The 20,718-nt window shown below is 60.4% G+C and carries 19 protein-coding genes and 1 tRNA gene; 12 read left to right on the top strand and 8 right to left on the bottom strand.

Translation table 11 applies throughout. From position 1 onward, the window contains the following. Positions 1-122: 122 nt before the first annotated feature. Entirely contained in the window at positions 123-617 is a 495-nt protein-coding gene (locus RFM68_RS11540) for a hypothetical protein (RefSeq protein WP_320233059.1), read from the top strand. A gap of 438 nt (positions 618-1,055) precedes the next feature. On the opposite strand, the gene RFM68_RS11535 is transcribed toward RFM68_RS11540, so the two are convergent. Then, a complete protein-coding gene (locus RFM68_RS11535) occupies positions 1,056-1,241 on the bottom strand; it encodes a DUF3606 domain-containing protein (protein WP_320233058.1) in 186 nt (61 codons plus the stop codon). A 123-nt stretch (positions 1,242-1,364) separates the two neighbouring features. On the opposite strand from RFM68_RS11535, the gene RFM68_RS11530 reads away from it, so the two are divergent. Beyond that, positions 1,365-2,243, top strand: a complete 879-nt coding sequence (locus tag RFM68_RS11530; protein WP_320233056.1) for an ATP-dependent DNA ligase — start codon at positions 1,365-1,367, stop codon at positions 2,241-2,243. Between the two features lie 237 nt (positions 2,244-2,480). Then, positions 2,481-2,906 carry a hypothetical protein gene (locus RFM68_RS11525; protein ID WP_320233054.1) on the top strand — a complete coding sequence of 142 codons (426 nt, stop codon included), beginning with the start codon at positions 2,481-2,483 and terminating at the stop codon, positions 2,904-2,906. A gap of 209 nt (positions 2,907-3,115) precedes the next feature. Here RFM68_RS11525 and RFM68_RS11520 read toward each other — a convergent pair whose 3' ends face one another. After that, a complete protein-coding gene (locus tag RFM68_RS11520) occupies positions 3,116-3,409 on the bottom strand; it encodes a hypothetical protein (RefSeq protein WP_320233052.1) in 294 nt (97 codons plus the stop codon). 270 nt (positions 3,410-3,679) lie between these two features. Between RFM68_RS11520 and RFM68_RS11515 the strand changes: the two genes are divergently transcribed. Further along, positions 3,680-3,997, top strand: a complete 318-nt coding sequence (locus RFM68_RS11515; protein ID WP_320233050.1) for a hypothetical protein — start codon at positions 3,680-3,682, stop codon at positions 3,995-3,997. Positions 3,998-4,030: 33 nt separating this feature from the next. Here the strand turns inward: RFM68_RS11515 and RFM68_RS11510 are convergent, their stop codons facing one another. The 4 genes from RFM68_RS11510 to RFM68_RS11495 are packed head-to-tail and all read right to left on the bottom strand — an operon-like array spanning position 4,031 to position 11,067. Then, positions 4,031-7,222: a type I restriction endonuclease subunit R gene (locus tag RFM68_RS11510; RefSeq protein ID WP_320233044.1), complete on the bottom strand. Its 3,192-nt coding sequence runs from the start codon at positions 7,220-7,222 to the stop codon at positions 4,031-4,033. Then, a complete protein-coding gene (locus RFM68_RS11505) occupies positions 7,222-8,211 on the bottom strand; it encodes a DUF4268 domain-containing protein (RefSeq protein ID WP_320233042.1) in 990 nt (329 codons plus the stop codon). The genes RFM68_RS11510 and RFM68_RS11505 overlap by 1 nt, the downstream gene beginning before the upstream one ends. Continuing rightward, positions 8,208-9,536 carry a restriction endonuclease subunit S gene (locus tag RFM68_RS11500; RefSeq protein ID WP_320233040.1) on the bottom strand — a complete coding sequence of 443 codons (1,329 nt, stop codon included), beginning with the start codon at positions 9,534-9,536 and terminating at the stop codon, positions 8,208-8,210. Before RFM68_RS11500 ends, RFM68_RS11505 begins: the two co-directional genes overlap by 4 nt. After that, positions 9,529-11,067 (bottom strand): class I SAM-dependent DNA methyltransferase, encoded by a 1,539-nt coding sequence (locus RFM68_RS11495; protein WP_320233038.1) that lies wholly within the window; start codon positions 11,065-11,067, stop codon positions 9,529-9,531. The genes RFM68_RS11500 and RFM68_RS11495 overlap by 8 nt, the downstream gene beginning before the upstream one ends. 233 nt (positions 11,068-11,300) lie before the next feature. On the opposite strand from RFM68_RS11495, the gene RFM68_RS11490 reads away from it, so the two are divergent. The 3 genes from RFM68_RS11490 (at position 11,301) to RFM68_RS11480 (ending at position 14,115) form a co-directional block, all read left to right on the top strand. Further along, the gene (locus RFM68_RS11490; protein WP_320233036.1) at positions 11,301-11,759 is read left to right on the top strand and encodes a hypothetical protein; all 459 of its coding nucleotides are present in this window, start codon (positions 11,301-11,303) and stop codon (positions 11,757-11,759) included. Then, positions 11,752-12,792, top strand: a complete 1,041-nt coding sequence (locus tag RFM68_RS11485; RefSeq protein WP_320233034.1) for a serine/threonine-protein kinase — start codon at positions 11,752-11,754, stop codon at positions 12,790-12,792. Before RFM68_RS11490 ends, RFM68_RS11485 begins: the two co-directional genes overlap by 8 nt. Positions 12,793-13,209: 417 nt before the next feature. Beyond that, positions 13,210-14,115, top strand: coding sequence for a hypothetical protein (locus RFM68_RS11480; protein WP_320233032.1), 906 nt, complete (start codon positions 13,210-13,212; stop codon positions 14,113-14,115). Between the two features lie 770 nt (positions 14,116-14,885). Here RFM68_RS11480 and RFM68_RS11475 read toward each other — a convergent pair. Next, positions 14,886-14,975: transfer RNA gene (locus RFM68_RS11475), tRNA-Ser, on the bottom strand. 373 nt (positions 14,976-15,348) lie between these two features. Here RFM68_RS11475 and RFM68_RS11470 point away from each other — a divergent pair. The 3 genes from RFM68_RS11470 (at position 15,349) to RFM68_RS11460 (ending at position 17,123) form a co-directional block, all read left to right on the top strand. Further along, entirely contained in the window at positions 15,349-16,038 is a 690-nt protein-coding gene (locus tag RFM68_RS11470; protein ID WP_320233030.1) for a 50S ribosomal protein L21, read from the top strand. Positions 16,039-16,139: 101 nt separating this feature from the next. Then, positions 16,140-16,409, top strand: a complete 270-nt coding sequence (rpmA, locus tag RFM68_RS11465; RefSeq protein ID WP_320233028.1) for a 50S ribosomal protein L27 — start codon at positions 16,140-16,142, stop codon at positions 16,407-16,409. A gap of 126 nt (positions 16,410-16,535) precedes the next feature. Beyond that, positions 16,536-17,123: a GNAT family N-acetyltransferase gene (locus RFM68_RS11460; protein WP_320233026.1), complete on the top strand. Its 588-nt coding sequence runs from the start codon at positions 16,536-16,538 to the stop codon at positions 17,121-17,123. Between the two features lie 177 nt (positions 17,124-17,300). On the opposite strand, the gene RFM68_RS11455 is transcribed toward RFM68_RS11460, so the two are convergent. After that, entirely contained in the window at positions 17,301-18,164 is an 864-nt protein-coding gene (locus RFM68_RS11455) for an endonuclease/exonuclease/phosphatase family protein (protein ID WP_320233024.1), read from the bottom strand. 361 nt (positions 18,165-18,525) lie between these two features. Here RFM68_RS11455 and obgE point away from each other — a divergent pair, with 361 nt between their 5' ends. After that, the gene (gene obgE, locus RFM68_RS11450; RefSeq protein ID WP_320233022.1) at positions 18,526-19,554 is read left to right on the top strand and encodes a GTPase ObgE; all 1,029 of its coding nucleotides are present in this window, start codon (positions 18,526-18,528) and stop codon (positions 19,552-19,554) included. Positions 19,555-19,556: 2 nt separating this feature from the next. After that, a complete protein-coding gene (gene proB / locus RFM68_RS11445) occupies positions 19,557-20,696 on the top strand; it encodes a glutamate 5-kinase (protein WP_320233020.1) in 1,140 nt (379 codons plus the stop codon). The last annotated feature ends 22 nt before the right edge of the window (positions 20,697-20,718 follow it).

The raw sequence follows: 20,718 nt of genomic DNA, 5'->3' as shown, positions 1-20,718 counted from the left end.
TGGCGGTCCTGGAATGGGTCCACCCGCAACCACGAGAAAGGAGATTGCCAACTTTTGAATTTATCACCCGGCGCTGCGGCGATTGTCGCCGCAAGTGTATGAGGGGAGAAGGAGAAGTTGAAATGCCAACGCGCATCGCACGCAGCGAAGATTGCCAACCAGTCACGTCGATCAACGACCTGCTGCTGGAGGACGCGGGCTGGTTCGCCAGGAACCGCCATTTGCCCTTCCGCTACCGGGTGATTGACCGCAAAACGTTTCTGGATGGCCTGACTGCATCGGCCGGCGAACGGGGATTTTCTTCGTCAGCCCCACATGGTGGGGCGTCATCTGTCAGTGAGCGTCTTTTGATCGTGACGTTGTTAACCGAGAGCCCAGATAGGTCGGGAATGGCAGTGCCAACAATGATGGTGTTTCCGGACCCAACCGAGCAGCACGTTGATCGTGCACGCCAAGGCGACATCGACCTCGGCTTTGAGTTGCTCCTCGATGGCGCGCGCCAGAAGGACGCAACGATGATCGATATGCTCAGGCGGCTCGTCATTCGTGCGGAGGTGAAAGTCCCGGCGGAATGGGATATTTGGGGCGTCGCGTCTCACGCTGTGGTCATGCTCTGAAGCTGATCCGTGCCCTCTCCCGGCGCCGTGGCATCCTATCGCTGCGCCGGGAAGGAGCGGTCCGCGTCACCTCTCCCAGCGGGTCTTCGGCTTGCGCCAGTACCGTTTGGAAGGCCGCCTGTTCAGATGTCCGGTGGGTAGCCGTTGAGGATGCGCTAGACGACAACGCAGAAGAAAGTCCCCGCACTTGGCCGGGGCGTAGTCAGATTTGTATACACCTAAATGGAACGCCAGCCTGGGGGCCAGTGTGTGGTTCAATTGTTCACGCGTCCATTTCGAGCCGCTGGTGTCCCGGCTGCTCATGCCAGAGCACTTGTCGAAGGTCGCGCTTGTCAACCACCTGACCACACGCGGGGCAGGCGTAGAATTGGTCACCTTCCTTCAACATCCCGCCGTGCTGCCGGCCTATGATGGGCGGCCCAAGATCCGATAGCTTGGTCATCCTCTAAGCTTGTCGGCTTCGCGTTCCAGCATCTTGCGGTCGTTGCCGTGCTGCTTGATCAGTTCACGGACCTGTTGAACCGTCAGGCCCACCTTGTTGGCGAAGTGCCGGACCTCGTAGTCCTCTTCCGCCGACACCTTGTCCCGGTCGCGGCCCCCGCGCTTGCTCTTGTCGTCTGCCATGCTCGTTTCCTCCTCCTTGGCCAAGGAGAACAGCGTCCGCGCTCGATTGTTCCATAAGCGCCAGCTAACGGAACACTTACGGGTGTGCCATATTGAATAAAATGCGAGTTGCATGGAGTGCCTATGCGTAAGCCTTCCGGCCACGTTCGGCTGTCGTTCATCCGCCCTATGGAGCCCGAGCTCGTCGAACAGCCGCCTAAGGGTGGCGAATGGGGCCATGAGATCAAGTTCGACGGTTACCGGACCCAAGTCATCAAGGACGCTGAGGGCATTCGCTTCTACACCAAGAACGGCTTCGACTGGACGACCAAGTACCGGCCACTCGCCGACGAGGCCAAGGAGATAGACGCGGAAAGCTTCATCATCGAGGGCGAAACAATCGTCACCAACGAGGCCGGACTTTCCGACTTCCACGCACTGCGCTCGGCCATCACGAAACGGCCCCAAGACCTCTACCTCGTGGCCTTCGACCTTCTGGACCTCAACGGCCATGATCTGCGCGACATGCCGCTCAAGGACAGGCGCGAAATCTTGCAAGCGGTGATCCCGGCCGGGGGTCGTATCCAGTTCAGTGAGACGCTGCCTGGCACTGGCGAAGCCGTCTACCATCTCGCCTGTGAAGCTGGCCTTGAAGGCATCGTGTCGAAGCGTCTCGACAGCCTCTACCGCAGCGGCTCGACCATGAACTGGCGCAAGATAAAGTGCTACGTTGAGAAGGAGATGGAAATCATCGGGGTGAAGCGGGAGACCGGAAAGCCGGCCATGGTGCTTATGGCTGATAAGGGCCACTACATGGGCGGGGCATTCGTCACATTCAAAGCCGACAAGCGGCAGGCCCTATGGGACCGCGTTCAGGGCAAGGCCGGCGCTCCGCCACCTGAAGGGCTCGCCAAAGAAAAGGCCGAGTGGCTCAAGCCGGGTCTCGTGGGTCGGGTCAAGTTTCTGAAGGGCGAGGAAAAGCTGCGCCATGCGTCCTTGAGGGACTTTCGCGAGGAAGATTGAGCGTGTGACAGTCTCTTGACTGCGCGAAGGCTCTACGCCACCCTTCGCAAGTGCCTTGAGAGAAGCGGCCCTTGGCACGTTTTGGATAAGCCGCGTGATAACCGACGACGGGTGAGCCCTTACGTCGAAGAGAAGTAAGAAGCAGCACGGCTGCCCGACATAACTCCTTACTCAACAATCCGGCTCGCCGCCCGCTCTACGGGCGTTTGCGGCCTCAAGGACGAATTGGAGAAGGTCATGACAGCCGAACGATTGAGAGTTCGCGATGCCGGCGGTGAGGGCTATGAAGTCCTCGACTACGACGGACAGCCCATCGCCATTTGTGCCACCATAGTCCACGCGGCCCAGTATGTGCGCAGTTTCGCGGCGCGGTTCTGGCTCGACTGGACCGTTGACCCGGCCGAAAGCGGTTTCTCCGCCAGTTTCCTCGGCTCCAATAGCATTGGCCGCATCCACCGCGACAAGTTGAGGGGCTTGAGGGAGGGCACTTGGCGCTGGTCGATCTCGACCAACGACGGTCGATGGCGCAACGACGAGGGTCCGCGCGGCCGTGAACATGACAAGGGCTTAGCCATGGTTCAGCTAGAGCACCAGTTCACGTGCTATCTGGCCAACACGCCCCACGGCCATTCGCCTTACGCACGGGCCAAGGGTCTGGAATAAGCCCCCAACCCGGATGATCATCTTCCGGCCCGGATCATTGCTCGCGCAAACGCCAACTCGGCCTCGACCTCGAAGTGAACGCATCACCTCGCCGCGCTGCCACCCAGCCTCTCGCATGCAATCCACAACAGCCTGAAAGCCCGGTTCCATCGCCTCCTGACAGTCAATCTCGCGGTCGGGGTAGTCGCGGTCATGGCGTGGTGCGCTGATCATGCGTTGCCTTCCACTGTGCTGTCCTCGTCCAATGCATGCGGAACCGGCAGATAGGCATTTGCCACAAGCCAATCGCTCACGATGGTTCGTATGAGATCAGCTCTCGTGAGCCCCATTTCTTCCGCTACGTACGACAAGGGCTCTTGGACGCTCGGCTCAAGAGCCAGCCCGCTTACGTTGCGGAGCATCAAGGCTGCTCGTCGGAGCATCACCTGAAGGTCCGCGCGGGACACCTCGGCGATTTGATTGGCCGCGCTTTCCAGATCGGCGGCGATGTCATGACGGCTCATGGTCGGCCCTCCAGCTATAGGCAGTGCTCGCCCTCGGCCCTGTGCTCAAAGCAGAACCAGTGCGGTGCCTGCTTCGGCTTGGCAAAGCCCCAGCCGGCGTCCTTAGCGCAGCGGTCGTGCTCGCAGACATGATGCTGGACACCGGGCGGGGTGCCATATTCAGGTTTCGGCAGTCGAATTTCGTCGCTCATCCGCAACAGTGAACGAAATGAGAACAAAACTGTCAAGTGCCCCCTTGACCGGAGCCTCCGCCGTTCCTCATTTCAGGTCATGCCCGAGCAACCCGAGAAGTGGCCGAGAGGTGCCGCATGGACCCTGACGCATGCCCACGACGCAGGGCAGGCGGCCGGCATCCGTTGCGCCCGCTGTAACGTCACGCGCTACTACAAGCCGGCGGAACTTCGGGAGGTGATCGGGAACGTCACGATTGACGAGGTGCGGGAGAAGGTACGCTGCCAAGAGTGCAAGAGCAGAGAGTGGATGAGCGCCCAGCTCTTCCATCCCACGGGCGAGCAGGCGCACACCATCCGTTACAGACGGCTCGTCGAAATCCGCTGGGAGAAACGGGTCATCTGGCGGGATGAGTAGACGCGATTGCGAGGCGGCGCAGGGGATGGGCTTCTACGCAATTTCACGCAGCAGCACCTCGGCCTGGGCCAGTACCGTCTGTACTGCCTCCTGCTCTAGGTCCGGGGGGTAGCCGTATTTCTTCAAGATGCGCTTGACGAGCACGCGCATGCGAGCGCGGGCCGTCGCCTTATGCTGCCAGTCGACAGTCGCTGACCCTCTCATCTGCTCGACAAGCTCATGGGCGATGACGCGCAATTGCTCGCTGCCCATCGCTTCGATAGCACTCTCATTCTCCGCGAGAGCATCATAGAAGGCCACCTCCTCCGGGGACAGGCCTTGCTCTTCGCCCCGCGCCGCCGACGCTTTGATCTCCTTCGCCAACGCGATCAGTTCTTGGATCATTTCGACCGTCGAGATGGCGTTGGCATGATAGCGCGAGACGGCCTCTTCCAGCCGCTGCGAGAACGATCTTGCCTCCACCACGTTGGACCGAGAACGGCTCTTGATTTCGCCGTTGAGGAGCTTCTTCAAGGCCTCCAGAGCGAGGTTCTTCCTCTCCAGCTTCTGGATGTCAGCAAGGAACTCGTCCGACAGGATCGAGATGTCCGGCGACTGTATGCCTGCCGCCTTCAGTATGTCGACGATCTCGGCATTGGCGACGGCTTCGTTCAGCAACTGCTCGACCGCAAAGCTCTTAGCCCGGTCCGACATCTTGCCGGTGGCCGTGGTCTTGACCAATGCCGCCCGAACCGCCTGAAAGAAGCCGACCTCGTCACGAATGGTGCGTGCCTTGTCGCTGGCCGACGCAAGCGCATAGGCTTTACTGAGTTCGAGCACCGCGTCGGAAAAGCGCCTGTGAGCCCTCTTCTTATCGTCCATACTTGTAGCCTTGGCCGCTTCCTGCTCTTGCCATTTCAAGATCCAGTCTATGGCGTCGGCCAGGGCGACGAGCCGCTGCTGGGGCTGGCCGCTAATCCCGAGGCTGTAGTCGTGGCCATGGAACATGCCGCGCACCACCTCGTACTTTTCCATCAGGACGGCAACGGCCTCCTCCTCGTCGATGCCGGTCTTTTCCTGATCGGACTTGGTGTACTGGCCGAGCGCGTTCTTCAGGTTCTGGGCGATGCCGATATAGTCCACGATCAGGCCGCCCGGCTTGTCCTTGAACACCCGGTTCACGCGGGCGATGGCCTGCATCAGCCCGTGGCCGCGCATCGGCTTGTCGATGTACATTGTGTGCATGCAGGGCGCGTCGAAGCCGGTCAGCCACATGTCACGCACGATCACCAGCTTGAGTGGATCATCGGGGTCGCGTGCTCGCTTGGCGAGATCGTCGCGCCGCTTTTTGTTGCCGATATGCGGCTGCCAATCGACCGGGTCGGACGCGGAGCCGGTCATGACGATCTTGATTGCGCCCTTGTCGTCATCGTCGGAATGCCACTCGGGCCGCAGCGCGGCAATCTGCCTGTAGAGGTCGACGCAGATGCGGCGGCTCATGCAGACGGCCATCGCCTTGCCGTTCATCCCGGCGGTACGGGCTTCGAGGTGCTCGACCAAGTCGACAGCGATCTGCGACAACCGTTTCTCGGACCCGACCAGCCGCTCGACCGTCGTCCACTTCGCCTTCTGCTTCTCTTGCTCCGACAGCGTGTCGTCTTCGAGGATTGCCTCGATCTCGGCGTCGATGCGCGGCTTCTCGTCTTCGTCCAGTTCGATGCGCGCGAGACGGCTCTCGTAGAAGATCGGAACAGTCGCGCCGTCCTCCACCGCCCGGCTGATGTCGTAAACGTCGATATACTCGCCGAAGATCGCCGGGGTGTTCACGTCATCGGCCTCAATCGGGGTGCCGGTGAAGCCGATGAAGGAGGCGTTGGGCATGGCCTGCCGGATGTAGTGCGCATAGCCGTAGCGGCGCTTGCCCGTCGCCTTATCGAGCTTGGCGTCGAAGCCATACTGGCTACGGTGCGCCTCGTCGGCGATCACGATGACGTTGCGCCGGTCGGTCAGCATCGGGAAGCTCTCCTCCCCGGCCTCGGGCGAGAACTTCTGCACCGTGGTGAAGATCACGCCGCCTGACGCTCGATTGAGCAGGCGGCGCAGTTCGTCGCGGCTGTCGGCCTGTTCCGGCTTCTGACGGATCAAGTCGCGGCACAGGCTGAAGGTGGAGAACAACTGATCGTCGAGGTCGTTGCGGTCGGTCAGCACGACCACCGTCGGGTTCTGCAACTCCTTCGACCGTACGATGAGGCCGCCGAAGAACGCCATCAGCAAGCTCTTGCCCGAACCCTGCGTATGCCAGATGACGCCGATCTTGCGGTCGCCACCGGGGCGAGCCGCGTCAATGGCGCTGGCAAGCGCCTTGGTCGCGCCGTGGAACTGATGGTAGCCGGCGATGATCTTGAACGGCCCCTCGCCCATGTCACCGAAGACGATGAAGTCGCGCAGAAGGGAGAGGAACCGCTGCCGGTCGAACACGCCGCGCAGCAGCGTCGCCATCTCGCGCGGACCATGCGGCGTGAAATCGCCGTCCGCGCCCGTCACCGTGCGCCAGGGCATGAAGCGCTCCTCGTCCGCCGTCAGCGAGCCGATGCGCGCCAGCACGCCGTCAGAGGCGATTAGGACGGCATTCGCTCGGAACAGCGACGGCACCTGCGCCTTGTAGGTCTGAAGTTGGTTGAAGGCAGCGCCGATGTCGGCAGCCTCCGCCCCCGCGTTCTTCAACTCGATAATGGCGAGCGGCAGGCCGTTGACGAACACGACCATGTCAGGGCGGCGCTTGTGACGCCCCTCGACCACCGTGAACTGGTTGGTCACCAGCCAGTCATTGTTGTCGACGTTGTCGAGGTCGATCAGCCAGACCTTGTCGCCCTTGATCTCGCCATCGGCCACGACGAACTCGACATCGACGCCCTCCGTGAGCAGCCGGTGGATGCGCCGGTTCTCCTCGACCAACGACGGCGTTTCCGTCACGAACAACTGCCTGATGGCGGACGCCCGGGCCTCGGCAGGAATGGCTGGATTGATGTGTTCGACCGCAGCCGTCAGCCGCGATGTCAGGATCGTGTCGGAGTACGCGTCACGCTGCGGAGCGGAGCCGTCGGGTGCAATCTGGCCAGCGGGGGCGTAGATGTAGCCAAGCTCCTCGAAAATGCCGATGGCGGCATCCTCGATGATCTCCTCGCGGAAGCCGGATCGCGAGTAGTCGGTCTCTATCTTCTGATAAACAATATCGAGATCGGCCATCAGAGCCCCGGTGCTTCAGGATCGAACTGATCCGCGTCAAGAGCCCGAACACGCGCCACGAATACAGCATGAAACCGCTCTAGCGTATGGATCATCCAATCCAGATACTCAGGCCATCTAGCTTCATCGAATGGATCGATCTCGTTCCGATAATGGGCAATTCTGCACGCCGCCCGGTTCGGAAGCTCCTGCCATTCCAGCTCCAAGCCGATCTCCGCGTCGATCCTTTCCTTGTCTTTTTTGAGCAGACCAAAAAACGCCTTCGCGCTGTCGTGATGGATGTAAAGCTCAACCCCGATCCGTTCTTCACGAGTGTTGATCGAAGATCCAAGATGGAAACCCGACCTACCAATGCGGAAAACGTACCAGTTCTGCGGCAACGGCTTCTGGGGTCGAAGGCTCGGGTGATTTCTGAGCCGTTCTTGCAGTTGCGTCCAGAACCGGAGTTGAAGGGCTTTTGTCTCGGTAAGCGCTTCCGCTTCAATCCGGCGAGCGGCCTGTCCGACGGAGCGGGACCATTCGTTAGGTTGCGAGACCATATTGAACTTCGGGGCCGCCGGGCTGTCGCCGATACGCCAAAGTTCCACCTCCAAACCGAAGAACTTGAACTTCTCGTCGGTAATCACGTTCAGCCAATCAAGTGCCGCCCGGTGCTCCTCGGTGAACTCGGTGGCGATCCAAACAATCGTTACAGTCTGGAGCCCGGACGCGTAGGTCAGTAGTTGCCCAAGGTGTCCGTGGTCCGTTCGCTCAAGCTGGTTTTCAATGAGAACCCAGGAACCATCGGCAGCGTCCTTGCACAGTATGTCGGCGCGAAATGGACCGACATTCTTCTCCTGTGCCTCGATTTCCAATTCCATGTTGAGCGCTTCGGCAAGAACGGCGAGGTTGTCGGGTCGCGCTAGCCAGGGGGTGAAATGCTGGGCCTCTGTCTGCCAGACGTCGCGCACGCTGACCTTTTCTAGGCGACCAAGAGGGGCGACATTCATTGGGCGGCCTCCAGTTCTACCTCGGCGTCGCGCAACCGAAGTTCACCTGACATCAGCTTGGGCAGGAGAAGGTCGCGGGTTGCCGTGAGGGTGCGGTTCTCTAGGCTGTTCTGCACTGCCTTCTCGGAAATCGGGCCGAGGGTAGCAGTCATCGCGCTTACGACATGGTCCGGGGGACAGGCTGTCTTGGCGGCTCTGAGATGACTTCGTTGAATGTGCCCCATCGTCGTGGCCTTGGAGGCAGCAGTGTGCCGAAAACTCTCCATGTGATGATGGACCCACAGGGAAAAGAACCACGCCGGGTATTGGTCGGACGACACCTTGAACAAGTGCTGGTTCAAAGCGCCTTCGCCTTCAGTCCAGAATTTTGCGAGAAGACTGCCCGACCAAGAAAATAGAAAATCGCCGTCGCGCACGACATACTTCGAGGGAACATCACGCGAGGCCCGGCCAGTGTTGGCCGATACGCCGTTTCGCAACTCCGCAATCTTTATGACGGGCAGGCTGTCAGTATCGTCCTTCGCCGGATATTTTTGGAGTGCCAAGCCGTTTAGGAACTCCGCAATCTCGTCCAGCCCTTTCTCCCGCCACCCCTCCGGCAGCCCATTGTCCGATAACGCCGCCGGAAAAAAATCAGCCAGCGTCCGTGCTCGGTCGGGATCGGTGACAAGTCCGCCCATGATCTCGACCGGATCGGTTGCGCCCCCGATCTTGCGCCGGGTTGGGCCGAAATCGACGAACCAGTCGCGGAAGATCGCCTGCGCCATCCCCTCCAAAGTTTGGTTCATCCGCCTGTTCAGTTCGATCTTATCGTCGAGAGAGCCGAGGACTTCGGCAATCTGCTCCTGTTCCGGGATAGGAGGCAGTCGGAATTGATACCCCTTGATTTGACCGCCACTGATATGCGGAACGGCAGTCCCGGTCTGGACGCCGAGAATGTAGTCGGTGAAAGCCCTGCTGCCGATGACGTATCTCAAAAAGCGGGTGCGGAGATGTCGCGTACCGCGCAGCCTTGCAACTCGCTGAACAAGAAAACTTGGCAGATCGTCCGGCATAACCGTCGCGTATTTTAGCCCAGCGTCGATCCAAGGCCGGTCCATTGCCAAGACGATATCCCCCCGTTCTAGGCGATAGGATGAGACATCGTCGGTCAAAGTCAGGGGCCACCGCTTTGCATTATCCCACCGAAGGGTTCCTTGAGCGATGTTGTCCCCTCGAAGAAGCCGTGGGTCGGAACCAGCGTCGGAATAGCTTGCGCTCTTGAACGGGAACCCCGTCAGGAAGTCCGCCACGTCTCCCAATTTTACTGTTGGCCACTCAATCATTCGCGGCCACCACATCGAGCGCCGCTACTATACGTTCCTCCAGCGCTCGTCCCTCGACGAATTGCCGTTGCAACTTTTCTCGCAACGCTGCGAATTTCTCGGCAAATGATACCCCGTCTTCCTCGGCATCCGCCGCGCCAACATAGCGTCCCGGTGTCAGCACATATCCATGTTCCCGAACCTCGGCGAGCGTGGCCGATTTACAGAAACCCGGCTCGTCGGCATGGGCACCTGTGTTGTTGCGCCATCTGTGATAGGCCCCAGCGATCTTGTCGATATCGTCGGCGCTGAACTCGCGGCGCACCCGGTCTACCATGAAGCCGAGTTTGCGAGCGTCGATGAACAGGATTTCGCCGCGCCGGTCGCGATGGCCGTTGGCGCTCTTGTCGCGCGCCAATATCCACAGGCAAGCCGGGATTTGCGTCGAGAAGAACAACTGCCCCGGCAGCGCGACCATGCAGTCCACCACGTCGGCCTCCATCATCGCCCTGCGAATGTCGCCCTCGCCAGACTGCTGAGACGACATGGAGCCGTTGGCCAGCACCACTCCGCCCGTGCCGCGCGGGGCCAGATGGTGCAGAATGTGCTGGAGCCAGGCGAAATTGGCATTGCCCTTCGGCGGCGTGCCGTATCTCCAGCGGACATCGTCCGCCAATCGCTCACCGCCCCAGTCCGAGATGTTGAAGGGCGGATTGGCGAGTATGAAATCAGCTTTCAGGTCAGGCAGTTCGTCGCGATGGAAGCTGCCCTCGTTGTTCCAGCGGATATCGGCATCGATCCCCTGCACGGCAAGGTTCATCTTGGCCAGCCGCCATGTGGTATGGTTGATTTCCTGTCCATAGACGGCGATGTCGTGCCGCCGCCCGCCATGTTCTTCGATGAATTTTTCCGACTGCACGAACATGCCGCCGGAGCCGCAGCACGGATCGTAGACGCGGCCCTTATAGGGCTCCAGCAGTTCGACCAGGGTGCGCACGACAGAACGGGGCGTGAAGAACTCGCCGCCGCGCTTGCCTTCCGAACTGGCAAAGCCGGACAGGAAATACTCATAGACCCGCCCAAGCAGGTCCTTCGCCTTGTCGGTGCCGTCATGCATGCCGATGTTGGAGAACAGGTCGATCAGTTCGCCGAGCATCGTCTTGTTCAGCGTCGGGCGGGCATAGTTCTTCGGCAGGACGCCCTTCAGCCCTTCGTTTGAGGGGGCTTTTTCGATCGCCTCCATCGCCTCGTCGATCAGCTTGCCGATTTCCGGGCGTTTGGCGCTGCCTTGCAGGAACGACCAGCGGGCTTCCTTCGGCACCCAGAACACGCTCTCGGCCAGATACTCCTCCGGGTCTTCCGGATCGGCATATTCGTCCGCCGCGAGCTTGGCGTGTAGCCCCTCGAAAGCGTCTGAAATGTATTTCAGGAAGATCAGGCCAAGCGCGACGTGCTTGTATTCCGACGGCTCCAGGTTCCCGCGCAGCTTATCCGCCGCCTTGAACAATTCCGCCGTAAATGCCAGATCGCCGTTGCCGTTGCTCCCAGCCATTTAGCCCCTCCTAGAACAATCGTTCGATACGTACCGGCCGACGGGCGCAATCGCAACTGGTCTGGCCGGCATAGGCTGCTCAAATCTCGCAGGTGTCTCGATCGAGTGACGGCCCCGGACCTGTTTGAAAGGAAGCAAAATTCTTCTGTTGTTCCCGTTGCTAAATTAGCGTTACGGGGCTTGCTTGGTCAGCGAGAACGAGAGAGAAAGTCGTTGGAGAGGGCTGAGACATCATGACAATTACGATAGGTATACGCGCGGCACCAAACGCGGTCACTTTTGCTATTTATAACTCTACCGACGACGCCGTGGTCAACGTAGAGCAAATCATTATTCCATCGGCATTCGAAACACCTGAGGCCTTGAAATACGTTAGAAGCAATCTGCTCGATATTTTGCGGGAATATAAAGTAGCCCGCGCTGGAATTCGTGCAACGGAACCTTCGGCGCAAAGTCCGTCCATTGCGCGCATCGAAATAGAGGGGGTGATTAAGGAGGCCTTCGCCAGCAGCGATCTCGAGGCATACTACATTGGCCACATCTCTTCCATAGCCTCGCGATTAGGCATGGATAGGTCGGCACTCAAGCCGATCTTCGACGGCGAAGTGACACCGGACATCGAGAATTGGGGCAATATGGACAAAGCTGCGCGTGAGGCGATTTTTTGCGCAAAAGGAGCGGTGAATGCTTAGGCCGTACAAACGCGCTGAAGTCAACTTTGCGGAGATACGTGAGATTGGGGCGGACGGCCGCAACTCAAAAACTCACCTGGTTCATGACACTCAGCTTGGCGCCGACATCGTAATGAAGACGATCAGGAAGGCCGATCTGAATAACCCGGTAGAGTTCTTCGATGAGGCCAAGCACCTCTATGCCACCGCACACCAGAATGTAGTGCAAATTCACTATGCGTGTGAGGATGCGGAGAACATCTATATTGCGATGCCGTTTTACGCCAAAGGTTCGGTTAAGGGCTTGATGGCGAAGGGGCATTTCACGGTCAGAGAGGTGGTGCGCCTTGGATGCCAGCTTCTCTCTGGGCTGCACAACATACACTCTAAAGGGCTGATACATTTCGATATCAAGCCAGATAATGTCCTGCTCTCGAACCGAGGCGAGGCGCTGCTATCCGATTTTGGGTTAGCAAAGCAAATGCAGCTAGGTCTCGCTGCGCCAAGTGGCCTCTATCTACGCATGGCGCCTCCGGAGGCCGTTGGAGGTCCCCCTTACGACCTCCGCTTCGACATCTATCAAATTGGTTTGACGCTCTATCGAATGCTCAACGGCAACGGCGAGTTCTATCGTCAGTTCCGGAAATTTGAAGACGCGGCAGGCAACATAGATCGGCGCGCTTTGGGTGCAGACATCCTCGCTGGAACATTTCCAGATAGAACAGTCTTTGGGGAACATGTCCCCGCGAGGTTGCGTCGGGTCATTACGAGGTGCCTTGAGCCCGACCCGAAAGATCGCTTTCCGTCTGCCCTCGCTGTGGCAAACGCGCTTGCAGCCGTCGAAGATTGTTTGGACTGGCGGCCGATACAAGACCCTGTTAACAAAGTGTGGGTTAAGAACGAAAACGGAACTGTAAGGCAGTTTGTCGTGAACATGGCTGGCGGTACGGAGTTTACCTCTACAGCGCCAGGTGGCGCGGCGAGGCGCAAGACCGCCTTATGTAAAGCGCGTATGACGAAGCGGGAGATCGAGAAAGTTCTTAAAGAAAACTGATGGCTAAGACAAAGAACGATCCGGCTAGGTATCAGAAGAGAGAGGTCTCGGCGCCCATTTCGACATCGAGGCGTTTTGGCGCGGCTATTGACCCCGCAAGCGCATTTTTTACCTCGCCGGTAATCAAGGGCCGGTATCTCGACCTAAGCAAATCCAACCCGGCCCGGAGAGGGAAGCCGGCCTAGCACATAGGCCACCCAACTCCGCAGAGCGACCGAGTTCGACCTGTTGCGGAAATCTATTGTCGGCCGTTCCTCGCGCCCAGAAGCGTCAACTGAGGGTCCTCATTTCGGCCCAATCGGAAACTCTGATGGTTCGGCCCACCTTCGGCGATCCGCCCGCTCGGGAATTGCGCGGGTCGTGGCCGCGCGACGCATCCCTATCGAGTGAGGGTTTTAGCGCCAATAGAGTAGAGGTTTGCCGCACCACGAAGTATATGCTTTGCTGCGCACTGAGGCGGGGCAGTTAATGGTAGATGCCGGGTGGGGACAACTTTTCGTGGCGGCCCTTGGCGGCGGTTCGACGGTGAAGATCCTCGACATCGCTTACCAGGAATGGCGCAAACGAAAAGATAAATTGGATACGGCCGAACAATTCGTCGACCGGCACCTCGATCCGCTGCTGAAGGCTGCCGACGAGCTTGTCGGCAAGCTGCGCTCGCTTGCCGAAGATGACTTCAAAGCGATCCACGGCGTGATACCCGACGACCGCTGCCTCGAAAACCACGATCTCGCGAGCCTTCTCTACCTATTTGGCTGCTTCTGGGCGCAAGTTGAAGTTATCCGTCAGGAAGGCATGTCAGTCGCAATGGCCAAGGACGAGCGCGGCCTGCGCCTCCAGAACTTCTTCGATTGTCTAGAGGGGCGCCGCGTCCGGATCGTAGCGAGGGTCTTTCAGCGTGCCGTCGGCGAGACTTTCCGCACTGAGACGGGAATGAAGACCTTCGTCGCGTTTGTGGCTGCCTTCGAGGCGAACGAGCATATCAAGCGGTGGATCATGCCGCTGGCAACGTTCCTCTCGCGGACCGAGCACACGACCGAGCGCCAGCAATTACTGCAATATGGTGTCGTTGTACACGCGATGATCGACCTGCTTGACCCCAAGCACAGTATTACACGTAAGCGCCCATCGATGCCAAACAAGCTGACGACAAAGTCTTGGACAGCACTTAATTATCGAGTGTTCGGCGTCTACCTGAAATTCGTCAAGGACCGTCAAAAATACATCGGGCCGCCGAAGAAGGCGCCCGAGAAGCGAAGGGTTAGGCGGCCCGAAGAGACTTTAGAACCCGAGGGCTCGGAACGTCTGTTGGGCCGCCTTTAGCTCGTTGGCACAATGATGTGCATCGCACTGTATATGTCGTGATGCTTGCGCCGAATGTCAATGGTGCGTCAACGCTCGGGGTACCGAAGTACGCGGTCGTGGCCGCTGATAGCATGTAGTCCTGACGGCTAAATTCGCTAGCGAAGGCCAATGCTGGGCGGTGGCCGCTTTCGAACGCCCTAACGCTTGGCTTCCGGGAGGAGGATTAGCCTTGTTTCGTTTGCCTGGTTTGTCAGAAAGTTGAAAATGACCGCCGCTTTGCCGGTGCGGGATATAAAGGTTTCCGAGCGTGCGGCGGGCGAGCCCGAGGGGCGGGGTCGGCCGGCGCCGGTCTGGCTGGTCCACGGATCGCGATGGACCCGGGACGTGGCGCGTCGCCCAACGATGTCTTGCTCCGTGCGAAACCGGGGCGAGGAGAATGCTTAGTCAAACTCCCGGACCGATTTGGGGCAATCGCATAAAACAGGCATGCCAGCGGGTTCGGAGTAACATGCAGAGGCGTATCGATGTCCGAAATTGCCTTGCGCATGGGCTATGCGGGCGCAAAGGCGGACCCGCGCTCCGGCAGCGAGCCAAACGTTGTTTGTCAAACGGGAGCGGGGCGGCGCCTCTTCAAGTTGTCAGAGTTAGAGCGAGTGGCTGACGCGCTTCATGTGGTGAGGAATGACGTGCGCGACAGCTGCGTTTGACCGTACTGGTGGGAAAACTGGTGGGAAAGGAGAGACTGCCTAAGCAAGAACCGCAGAAATCTGGGCTTTTCGGGGCTTGACTGGCGGAGAGGGAGGGATTCGAACCCCCGATACCCTTGCGAGTATGCCGCATTTCGAGTGCGGTGCATTCGACCACTCTGCCACCTCTCCGCGAGGTCATGGTCGGCCGTTGCCGGCGCGGCGCACTAGATAACGGCTGGGCGCAGTACTTACAAGGCCCTATTCGCCCGATTTCCGGCTTCTTCGAAAAGCCATGGCAACGCAGTCGCCTAAGGCTGGCGAGCGGCCCGCCTTCCGACATTCCGGACCGCCGTGTTGTCCTGACTAGCCCGGCGTGCCAATGACAGTCTCCGCAACGGCAGCTTGCCTTGACTCCAACGCAACCTTCGGTTAGGGACAGCCCGCATTCGGCGTGGAGTCTCTTCCGCGCCGCTTGTTTTTCGAACCCGCAGACTGACAAAAAGACGGCCGAACCGCCCTGACGCGGTTCATCAAGGCCGACCGAACAGCGAAAGGCAAAAAAATGTTCGCAGTCATTAAAACGGGCGGCAAGCAGTATCGCGTCGCCGCCAACGATCTTCTGAAGATCGAGAAAGTCGAAGCCAAGGTCGGCGATATCGTCGAGATCGGCAATGTGCTCGCGCATGGCGAGGGCGAGAATGTCACCTTCGGCGCACCATTCGTCGATGGCGCTCTGGTCACGGCGGAAGTCGTCGAGCAGGGCAAGAACCGCACCGTCATCGCTTTCAAGAAGCGCCGCCGCCAGAATTCGCGCCGCAAGATCGGCCACCGCCAGTTGCTGACCACCGTCAGGATCGCCGAGATCCTGCTGGGTGGCGCCAAGCCGGCGAAGAAGGCCGCTGCGAAGCCGGAAGCCAAGGCAGAGGCAAAGGCAGAAGTCGCCGCCGAGGCGAAGGCCGAGACTGCTCCGAAGGAGCCGAAGGCCAAGAAGGAAACCAAGGCAGAGGCCGGCGAAGAGGCAAAGGCCGCGCCGCTGTTCAACGCGCCCAAGGGCGAGCCGGACGACCTGACGGTCATCAAGGGCATCGGCCCGGTCGCGGCCAAGGACCTTGCCGAGCAGGGCATCGTCACCTTCGCGCAGCTCGCCAAGCTCACCGACAAGGACGTCGCCAAGATCGACGAGCACATGCCGTTCAGCGCCGACCAGATCAAGGACTGGCGCGAGCAGGCCAAGGAACTGGCGAAGAAGTAAGAATTTCCGGCGAAACGATCGCCGGGTCGGACTTGAAACGGAACGCGAACGCGTTCATAAGACCATTCAAACGCCCTCGAGGGCGTATCGGAGTTAGTTAGATGGCACACAAGAAAGCTGGCGGCTCGTCGCGCAACGGTCGCGACTCGCATTCCAAGCGTCTCGGCGTGAAGAAGTTCGGCGGCGAAGCCGTGCTTGCCGGCAACATCATCATCCGCCAACGCGGCACGACATGGCATCCCGGCGTCAACGTCGGCATGGGCACAGACCACACCCTTTTCGCGCTCGAAGCCGGCGCGGTCACCTTCAACAAGAAAGCCAACGGCCGAACCTACGTATCGGTGAACCCGATTACCAAAGCAGCGGAGTAGCCGGTTCCGCACCATAACACCGGCGCCCATCTCGGGACCGGTGTCTGGCCAAGCCAGGAAAAGGATCAGGAGAGATGGGTTCCCATCTCTCCTTTTTTATTTTTCTTTTGCCTGGAGGACTTTGAAATGGTTGCCGAAGCGGAAGCGACAGACGACGAAAGTTACGCGATAGACTGCCCGGTGCTGACCACCGAGCGACTGATCTTGCGAGCTCCCCATGCACGGGATATCACACAACTGGTCGAGCTTGCCGACAACCGTCACGTCGCCGAGATGCTGGCCCGCATGCCGCATCCCTACGGCGAAGCCGAGGCACGGGCGTTTCTCGCCATGGCCTCGTCACGGCGTTCCGGCATCGTCTTCGCACTTACCCTGGCCGGCACGGAAACCTTCGTCGGCTGCGCCGGTCTCAACACCACCGATCGCGGGCTGGAGCTCGGCTACTGGATCGGCGAGCCTTACTGGAAGCGCGGCTATGCCACCGAGGCGGCCCACGCGCTGGTCGACCTTGCGTTCCAGAAGACCTCGATCCAAGTGCTGCATGCCTCGACCAGGGTGATCAACCCGGCTTCGCGCCGCGTCATCCACAAATGCGGCTTCCAGTATGCCGGCCAGGGCATGCTGAACTCGATCGTCGCCGGCCAGGTGCCGGTCGAGCGCTACCGCCTCGATAGGAAGACGTGGACCAGCCTGCGCAACTGGGTCCATTTCTAATGCATGTCGCCCAAAAGTGCGCAGCGGTTTTGGGACAACGACATGCATCAAAACAAAGACTTAAAGCGCGTCGCCTGAATCCGTTTCATCGCGACGCGCTTTAGACATGTTGAAATTCAGGTGAGGCCGGCTTGACCTGAATAGCGACACGCCTAGGCGTCGGTTCTCGAAAGCCGCTCAGCTCAGTTCGGCCCAGAGCGGAAGGTGGTCGGAGCCGACCGCCTGGCGGTCGACCCACAGGCGCTTCAGCGATCCGGCGAGCGAGGCGCTGGTGAAGATATAGTCGATGCATTTGTAGCGGCTTTTGTTTTCGGGGCGGTCGGGATCGACCCAGGTGACCAGATCGGCGACGGCAAGACGCTGGGCGATATCGACGGCGAGATCGGCGGTCAGCGGCATGCCGAACTCATGGTCGGAACGGCCGGCGAGTTCGACATATTCGAGCGAGCCCGGCAACATGTTGAAGTCGCCCATGACGATGAAGGCTTCCGGATAGGGCAGGTCCGGCAGGCCGATTTCGGGAATGCCGGACAGGCCGCCGCCTTCCAGCGTGTAGTTGAGCAGGCGCTGGCGCAGGAAACGGATCTGGTTCTGGCGCTCGACCGGGCTGCGGTGGTCGAGATGGGTGGAATAGAAGCGGATGAAGCCGAGCGGCGTCTCGATCAGCGCTTCGAGCGCGCCGCGCTGGAAGTTCATCGTCTCGAGGCTGCGGCTGCGCGGCAAAAGGAGATTGCGCGACAAATGAATGGGCGTCTTCGACAGCACCATGTTGCCAAGCTGGAAACTGGTCGAGATGGCGCGGCCGTTCTCCAGGCGCGAGCCGATATTGACCTCGAAATTGCTGCCATAGGCGGCAAAATAGTCGGGCAGCGCCTCGCCGATCTCGGCGACCATGTCGCGACCGCCATTCCTCGGATTGTTGCGGGTCACCTCCTGCAGCGCGATCACATCGGCGCTGCGTACGGCGTCGGCGATGCGGCCGACATCGTATTTGCCGTCGAGGCCGATGCCGTACCGGATGTTGTAGGAAACGATCTTCATACCCACGCCCCTCCCATCGCGCCCGCGCCAGTGCTACCGCGTCCCCGGCAAAAGGGCATCCGGCGCTTTAGTCGCAAATCGCGCTCGCCCTTGGCCCCGCCTTGGTTTAAGGCATGTCGATATTCAGGTGATGCCGGCCTGCAAATGCCGGTTTCCTGCGCTTCCGGCCTTCGCCGGCCGAAGCACATATGAGTGGCGGGGCAGCAAAATTAAGGCTATGGCCGGCGTAGGCCGGTGCTCACGTACTTAAGTACGCTCCGCTCCGGTTCTCGGAACCCGCCATTTTCGGCTCGGCCTGACCTGAATCTCAACATGCTTTAGAGCAATCTCTCAAGGCCATCAGCAGAAACCCGAAACGCCGATGAAATTCCTCGATCAAGCCAAGGTTTATATACGTTCCGGCGACGGCGGTGCCGGATCAGTGTCGTTCCGGCGCGAAAAGTTCATCGAGTTCGGCGGCCCGGACGGCGGCGACGGCGGTCGCGGCGGCGATGTCTGGCTGGAAGCCGTCAATGGTCTGAACACGCTGATCGACTATCGCTACCAGCAGCATTTCAAGGCCAAGACCGGCACGCACGGCATGGGCCGCAACATGACCGGCGCCAAGGGTGCTGACGTGACGCTGAAGGTGCCAGCCGGAACCCAGGTCTTCGAGGAAGACAATGAGACGCTGATCTGCGACCTGACCGTGGTTGGCCAGCGCTTCCTCCTGGCGAAGGGCGGCAATGGCGGTTTCGGCAACCAGCATTTCAAGACTTCGACCAACCAGGCGCCGCGCCGCGCCAATCCCGGCCTGCCCGGCGAAGAGATGAACGTCTGGCTGCGGCTCAAGCTGATCGCCGACGCCGGGCTGGTCGGCCTGCCCAATGCCGGCAAGTCGACTTTCCTGGCGGCGGTGACCGCGGCCAAGCCGAAGATCGCCGACTATCCGTTCACCACGCTGCATCCCGGCCTCGGTGTCGCCCGCATCGACGCGCGCGAATTCGTCATCGCCGACATTCCGGGCCTCATCGAAGGCGCGCATGAGGGTGTCGGCATCGGCGACCGCTTTCTCGGCCATGTCGAGCGTACGCGCGTGCTCCTGCACCTGGTCTCGGCGCAGGAGGAAAACCCGGGCAAGGCCTACAAGACCGTACGTGCCGAATTGGATGCTTATGGCAACGGACTGACCGACAAGGTTGAGATCGTGGCGCTCAGCCAGGTCGACATTCTCGATGCCGATGAGCGCAAGAAGAAGGCCGCTTCGCTGAAACGCGCCGCCGGCCGCGCGCCGATGCTGTTGTCGGCTGTCACCGGTGAGGGCGTCGAAGCGGTGCTGCGGGCGCTGATAATGGTGGTGGCCGAGGCGCGCGACAAGGTCGCGGCACCCGTCGATACACGCTGGCAATAGCTATGCAGTCGCTGAAGAAATACCGGCGCATCACCGTCAAGATAGGCTCGGCGCTGCTTGTCGACCGGACCAGCGGGCTGAAGCGCGACTGGCTGGCTTCGCTGGCCGAGGATATCGCAGTGCTTGCCGAGGGTGGCGCTGAAATCCTGGTCGTGTCGTCCGGCGCCATTGCGCTTGGCCGCACCATTCTCGGCCTCGGCAAGCGGGCGCTGAAGCTCGAGGAAAGCCAGGCGGCTGCGGCCGTCGGCCAGATCGCGCTCGCCGGCGCCTGGTCGGACGCGCTCGGCAAGGACGGGCTGAAGTCGGGCCAGATCCTTTTGACCCTTGGCGATACTGAAGAACGCCGCCGCTACCTCAATGCGCGCGCGACCATCTCGACGCTGCTCAAGATGAAGGCGGTGCCGGTCATCAACGAGAACGACACCGTGGCGACCTCCGAAATCCGCTATGGCGACAATGACCGGCTGGCGGCGCGTGTCGCCACCATGATGGGCGCGGATCTGCTTGTGCTGCTGTCCGACATCGACGGACTCTATACGGCGCCTCCGGCGAAGGATCCGGGAGCGAAATTCATCTCGGTGGTCGACCGCATCACGCCCGACATCGAGGCGATGGCGGGCGCGGCGGCTTCAGAGCTGTCGCGCGGCGGCATGCGCACGAAGCTCGATGCCGGCAAGATCGCCAACGCCGCCGGCACCGCGATGATCATCACGTCGGGCACAAGGCTGTCGCCGCTGATGGCGATCGAGCGCGGCGAGCGCGCGACGTTCTTCAAACCAAGCGCCAATCCGGTGAAAGGCTACAAGACCTGGATCGCCGGACAGCTCGAGCCGGCCGGCCGGCTCACCGTCGATGCGGGCGCCATCGGCGCGCTGAAGTCGGGCAAGTCGCTGCTACCGGCCGGCGTCAAGCTGGTCAGCGGCAATTTTGCGCGCGGCGACACGGTGGCGATCCTGTCGCCCGAAGGCCGAGAGATCGCGCGTGGCCTTGTTGCCTATGATGCCGCCGATGCCGTAAGGATCGCGGGCCTGAAGACGGCCGAGATCGAAAATGTGCTCGGCTACGAGGCGCGTTCGGCGATGATCCATCGCGACGACCTTGTGGTAAGCGTTGCCGGCGACCAAGTATTGGCCGACGGCTAGAGCAATTCCAGGAAAAGTGTGA

This window comes from Mesorhizobium montanum (assembly GCF_033977145.1).
Classification (GTDB): Bacteria; Pseudomonadota; Alphaproteobacteria; order Rhizobiales; family Rhizobiaceae; genus Mesorhizobium; species Mesorhizobium montanum.
The sequence above is the reverse complement of the archived record's forward strand: the minus strand, read 5'-3'. Positions and strand labels throughout refer to the sequence as shown.

Excerpts from the sequence above, each read along its gene's own strand:
- RFM68_RS11540 (WP_320233059.1), top strand. The coding sequence starts at position 123 with ATGCCAACGCGCATCGCACGCAGCGAAGATTGCCAACCAGTCACGTCG.
- RFM68_RS11535 (WP_320233058.1), bottom strand. The coding sequence starts at position 1,241 with ATGGCAGACGACAAGAGCAAGCGCGGGGGCCGCGACCGGGACAAGGTG.
- RFM68_RS11530 (WP_320233056.1), top strand. The coding sequence starts at position 1,365 with ATGCGTAAGCCTTCCGGCCACGTTCGGCTGTCGTTCATCCGCCCTATG.
- RFM68_RS11525 (WP_320233054.1), top strand. The coding sequence starts at position 2,481 with ATGACAGCCGAACGATTGAGAGTTCGCGATGCCGGCGGTGAGGGCTAT.
- RFM68_RS11520 (WP_320233052.1), bottom strand. The coding sequence starts at position 3,409 with ATGAGCCGTCATGACATCGCCGCCGATCTGGAAAGCGCGGCCAATCAA.
- RFM68_RS11515 (WP_320233050.1), top strand. The coding sequence starts at position 3,680 with ATGCCCGAGCAACCCGAGAAGTGGCCGAGAGGTGCCGCATGGACCCTG.
- RFM68_RS11510 (WP_320233044.1), bottom strand. The coding sequence starts at position 7,222 with ATGGCCGATCTCGATATTGTTTATCAGAAGATAGAGACCGACTACTCG.
- RFM68_RS11505 (WP_320233042.1), bottom strand. The coding sequence starts at position 8,211 with ATGAATGTCGCCCCTCTTGGTCGCCTAGAAAAGGTCAGCGTGCGCGAC.
- RFM68_RS11500 (WP_320233040.1), bottom strand. The coding sequence starts at position 9,536 with ATGATTGAGTGGCCAACAGTAAAATTGGGAGACGTGGCGGACTTCCTG.
- RFM68_RS11495 (WP_320233038.1), bottom strand. The coding sequence starts at position 11,067 with ATGGCTGGGAGCAACGGCAACGGCGATCTGGCATTTACGGCGGAATTG.
- RFM68_RS11490 (WP_320233036.1), top strand. The coding sequence starts at position 11,301 with ATGACAATTACGATAGGTATACGCGCGGCACCAAACGCGGTCACTTTT.
- RFM68_RS11485 (WP_320233034.1), top strand. The coding sequence starts at position 11,752 with ATGCTTAGGCCGTACAAACGCGCTGAAGTCAACTTTGCGGAGATACGT.
- RFM68_RS11470 (WP_320233030.1), top strand. The coding sequence starts at position 15,349 with ATGTTCGCAGTCATTAAAACGGGCGGCAAGCAGTATCGCGTCGCCGCC.
- rpmA (WP_320233028.1), top strand. The coding sequence starts at position 16,140 with ATGGCACACAAGAAAGCTGGCGGCTCGTCGCGCAACGGTCGCGACTCG.
- RFM68_RS11460 (WP_320233026.1), top strand. The coding sequence starts at position 16,536 with ATGGTTGCCGAAGCGGAAGCGACAGACGACGAAAGTTACGCGATAGAC.
- RFM68_RS11455 (WP_320233024.1), bottom strand. The coding sequence starts at position 18,164 with ATGAAGATCGTTTCCTACAACATCCGGTACGGCATCGGCCTCGACGGC.
- obgE (WP_320233022.1), top strand. The coding sequence starts at position 18,526 with ATGAAATTCCTCGATCAAGCCAAGGTTTATATACGTTCCGGCGACGGC.
- proB (WP_320233020.1), top strand. The coding sequence starts at position 19,557 with ATGCAGTCGCTGAAGAAATACCGGCGCATCACCGTCAAGATAGGCTCG.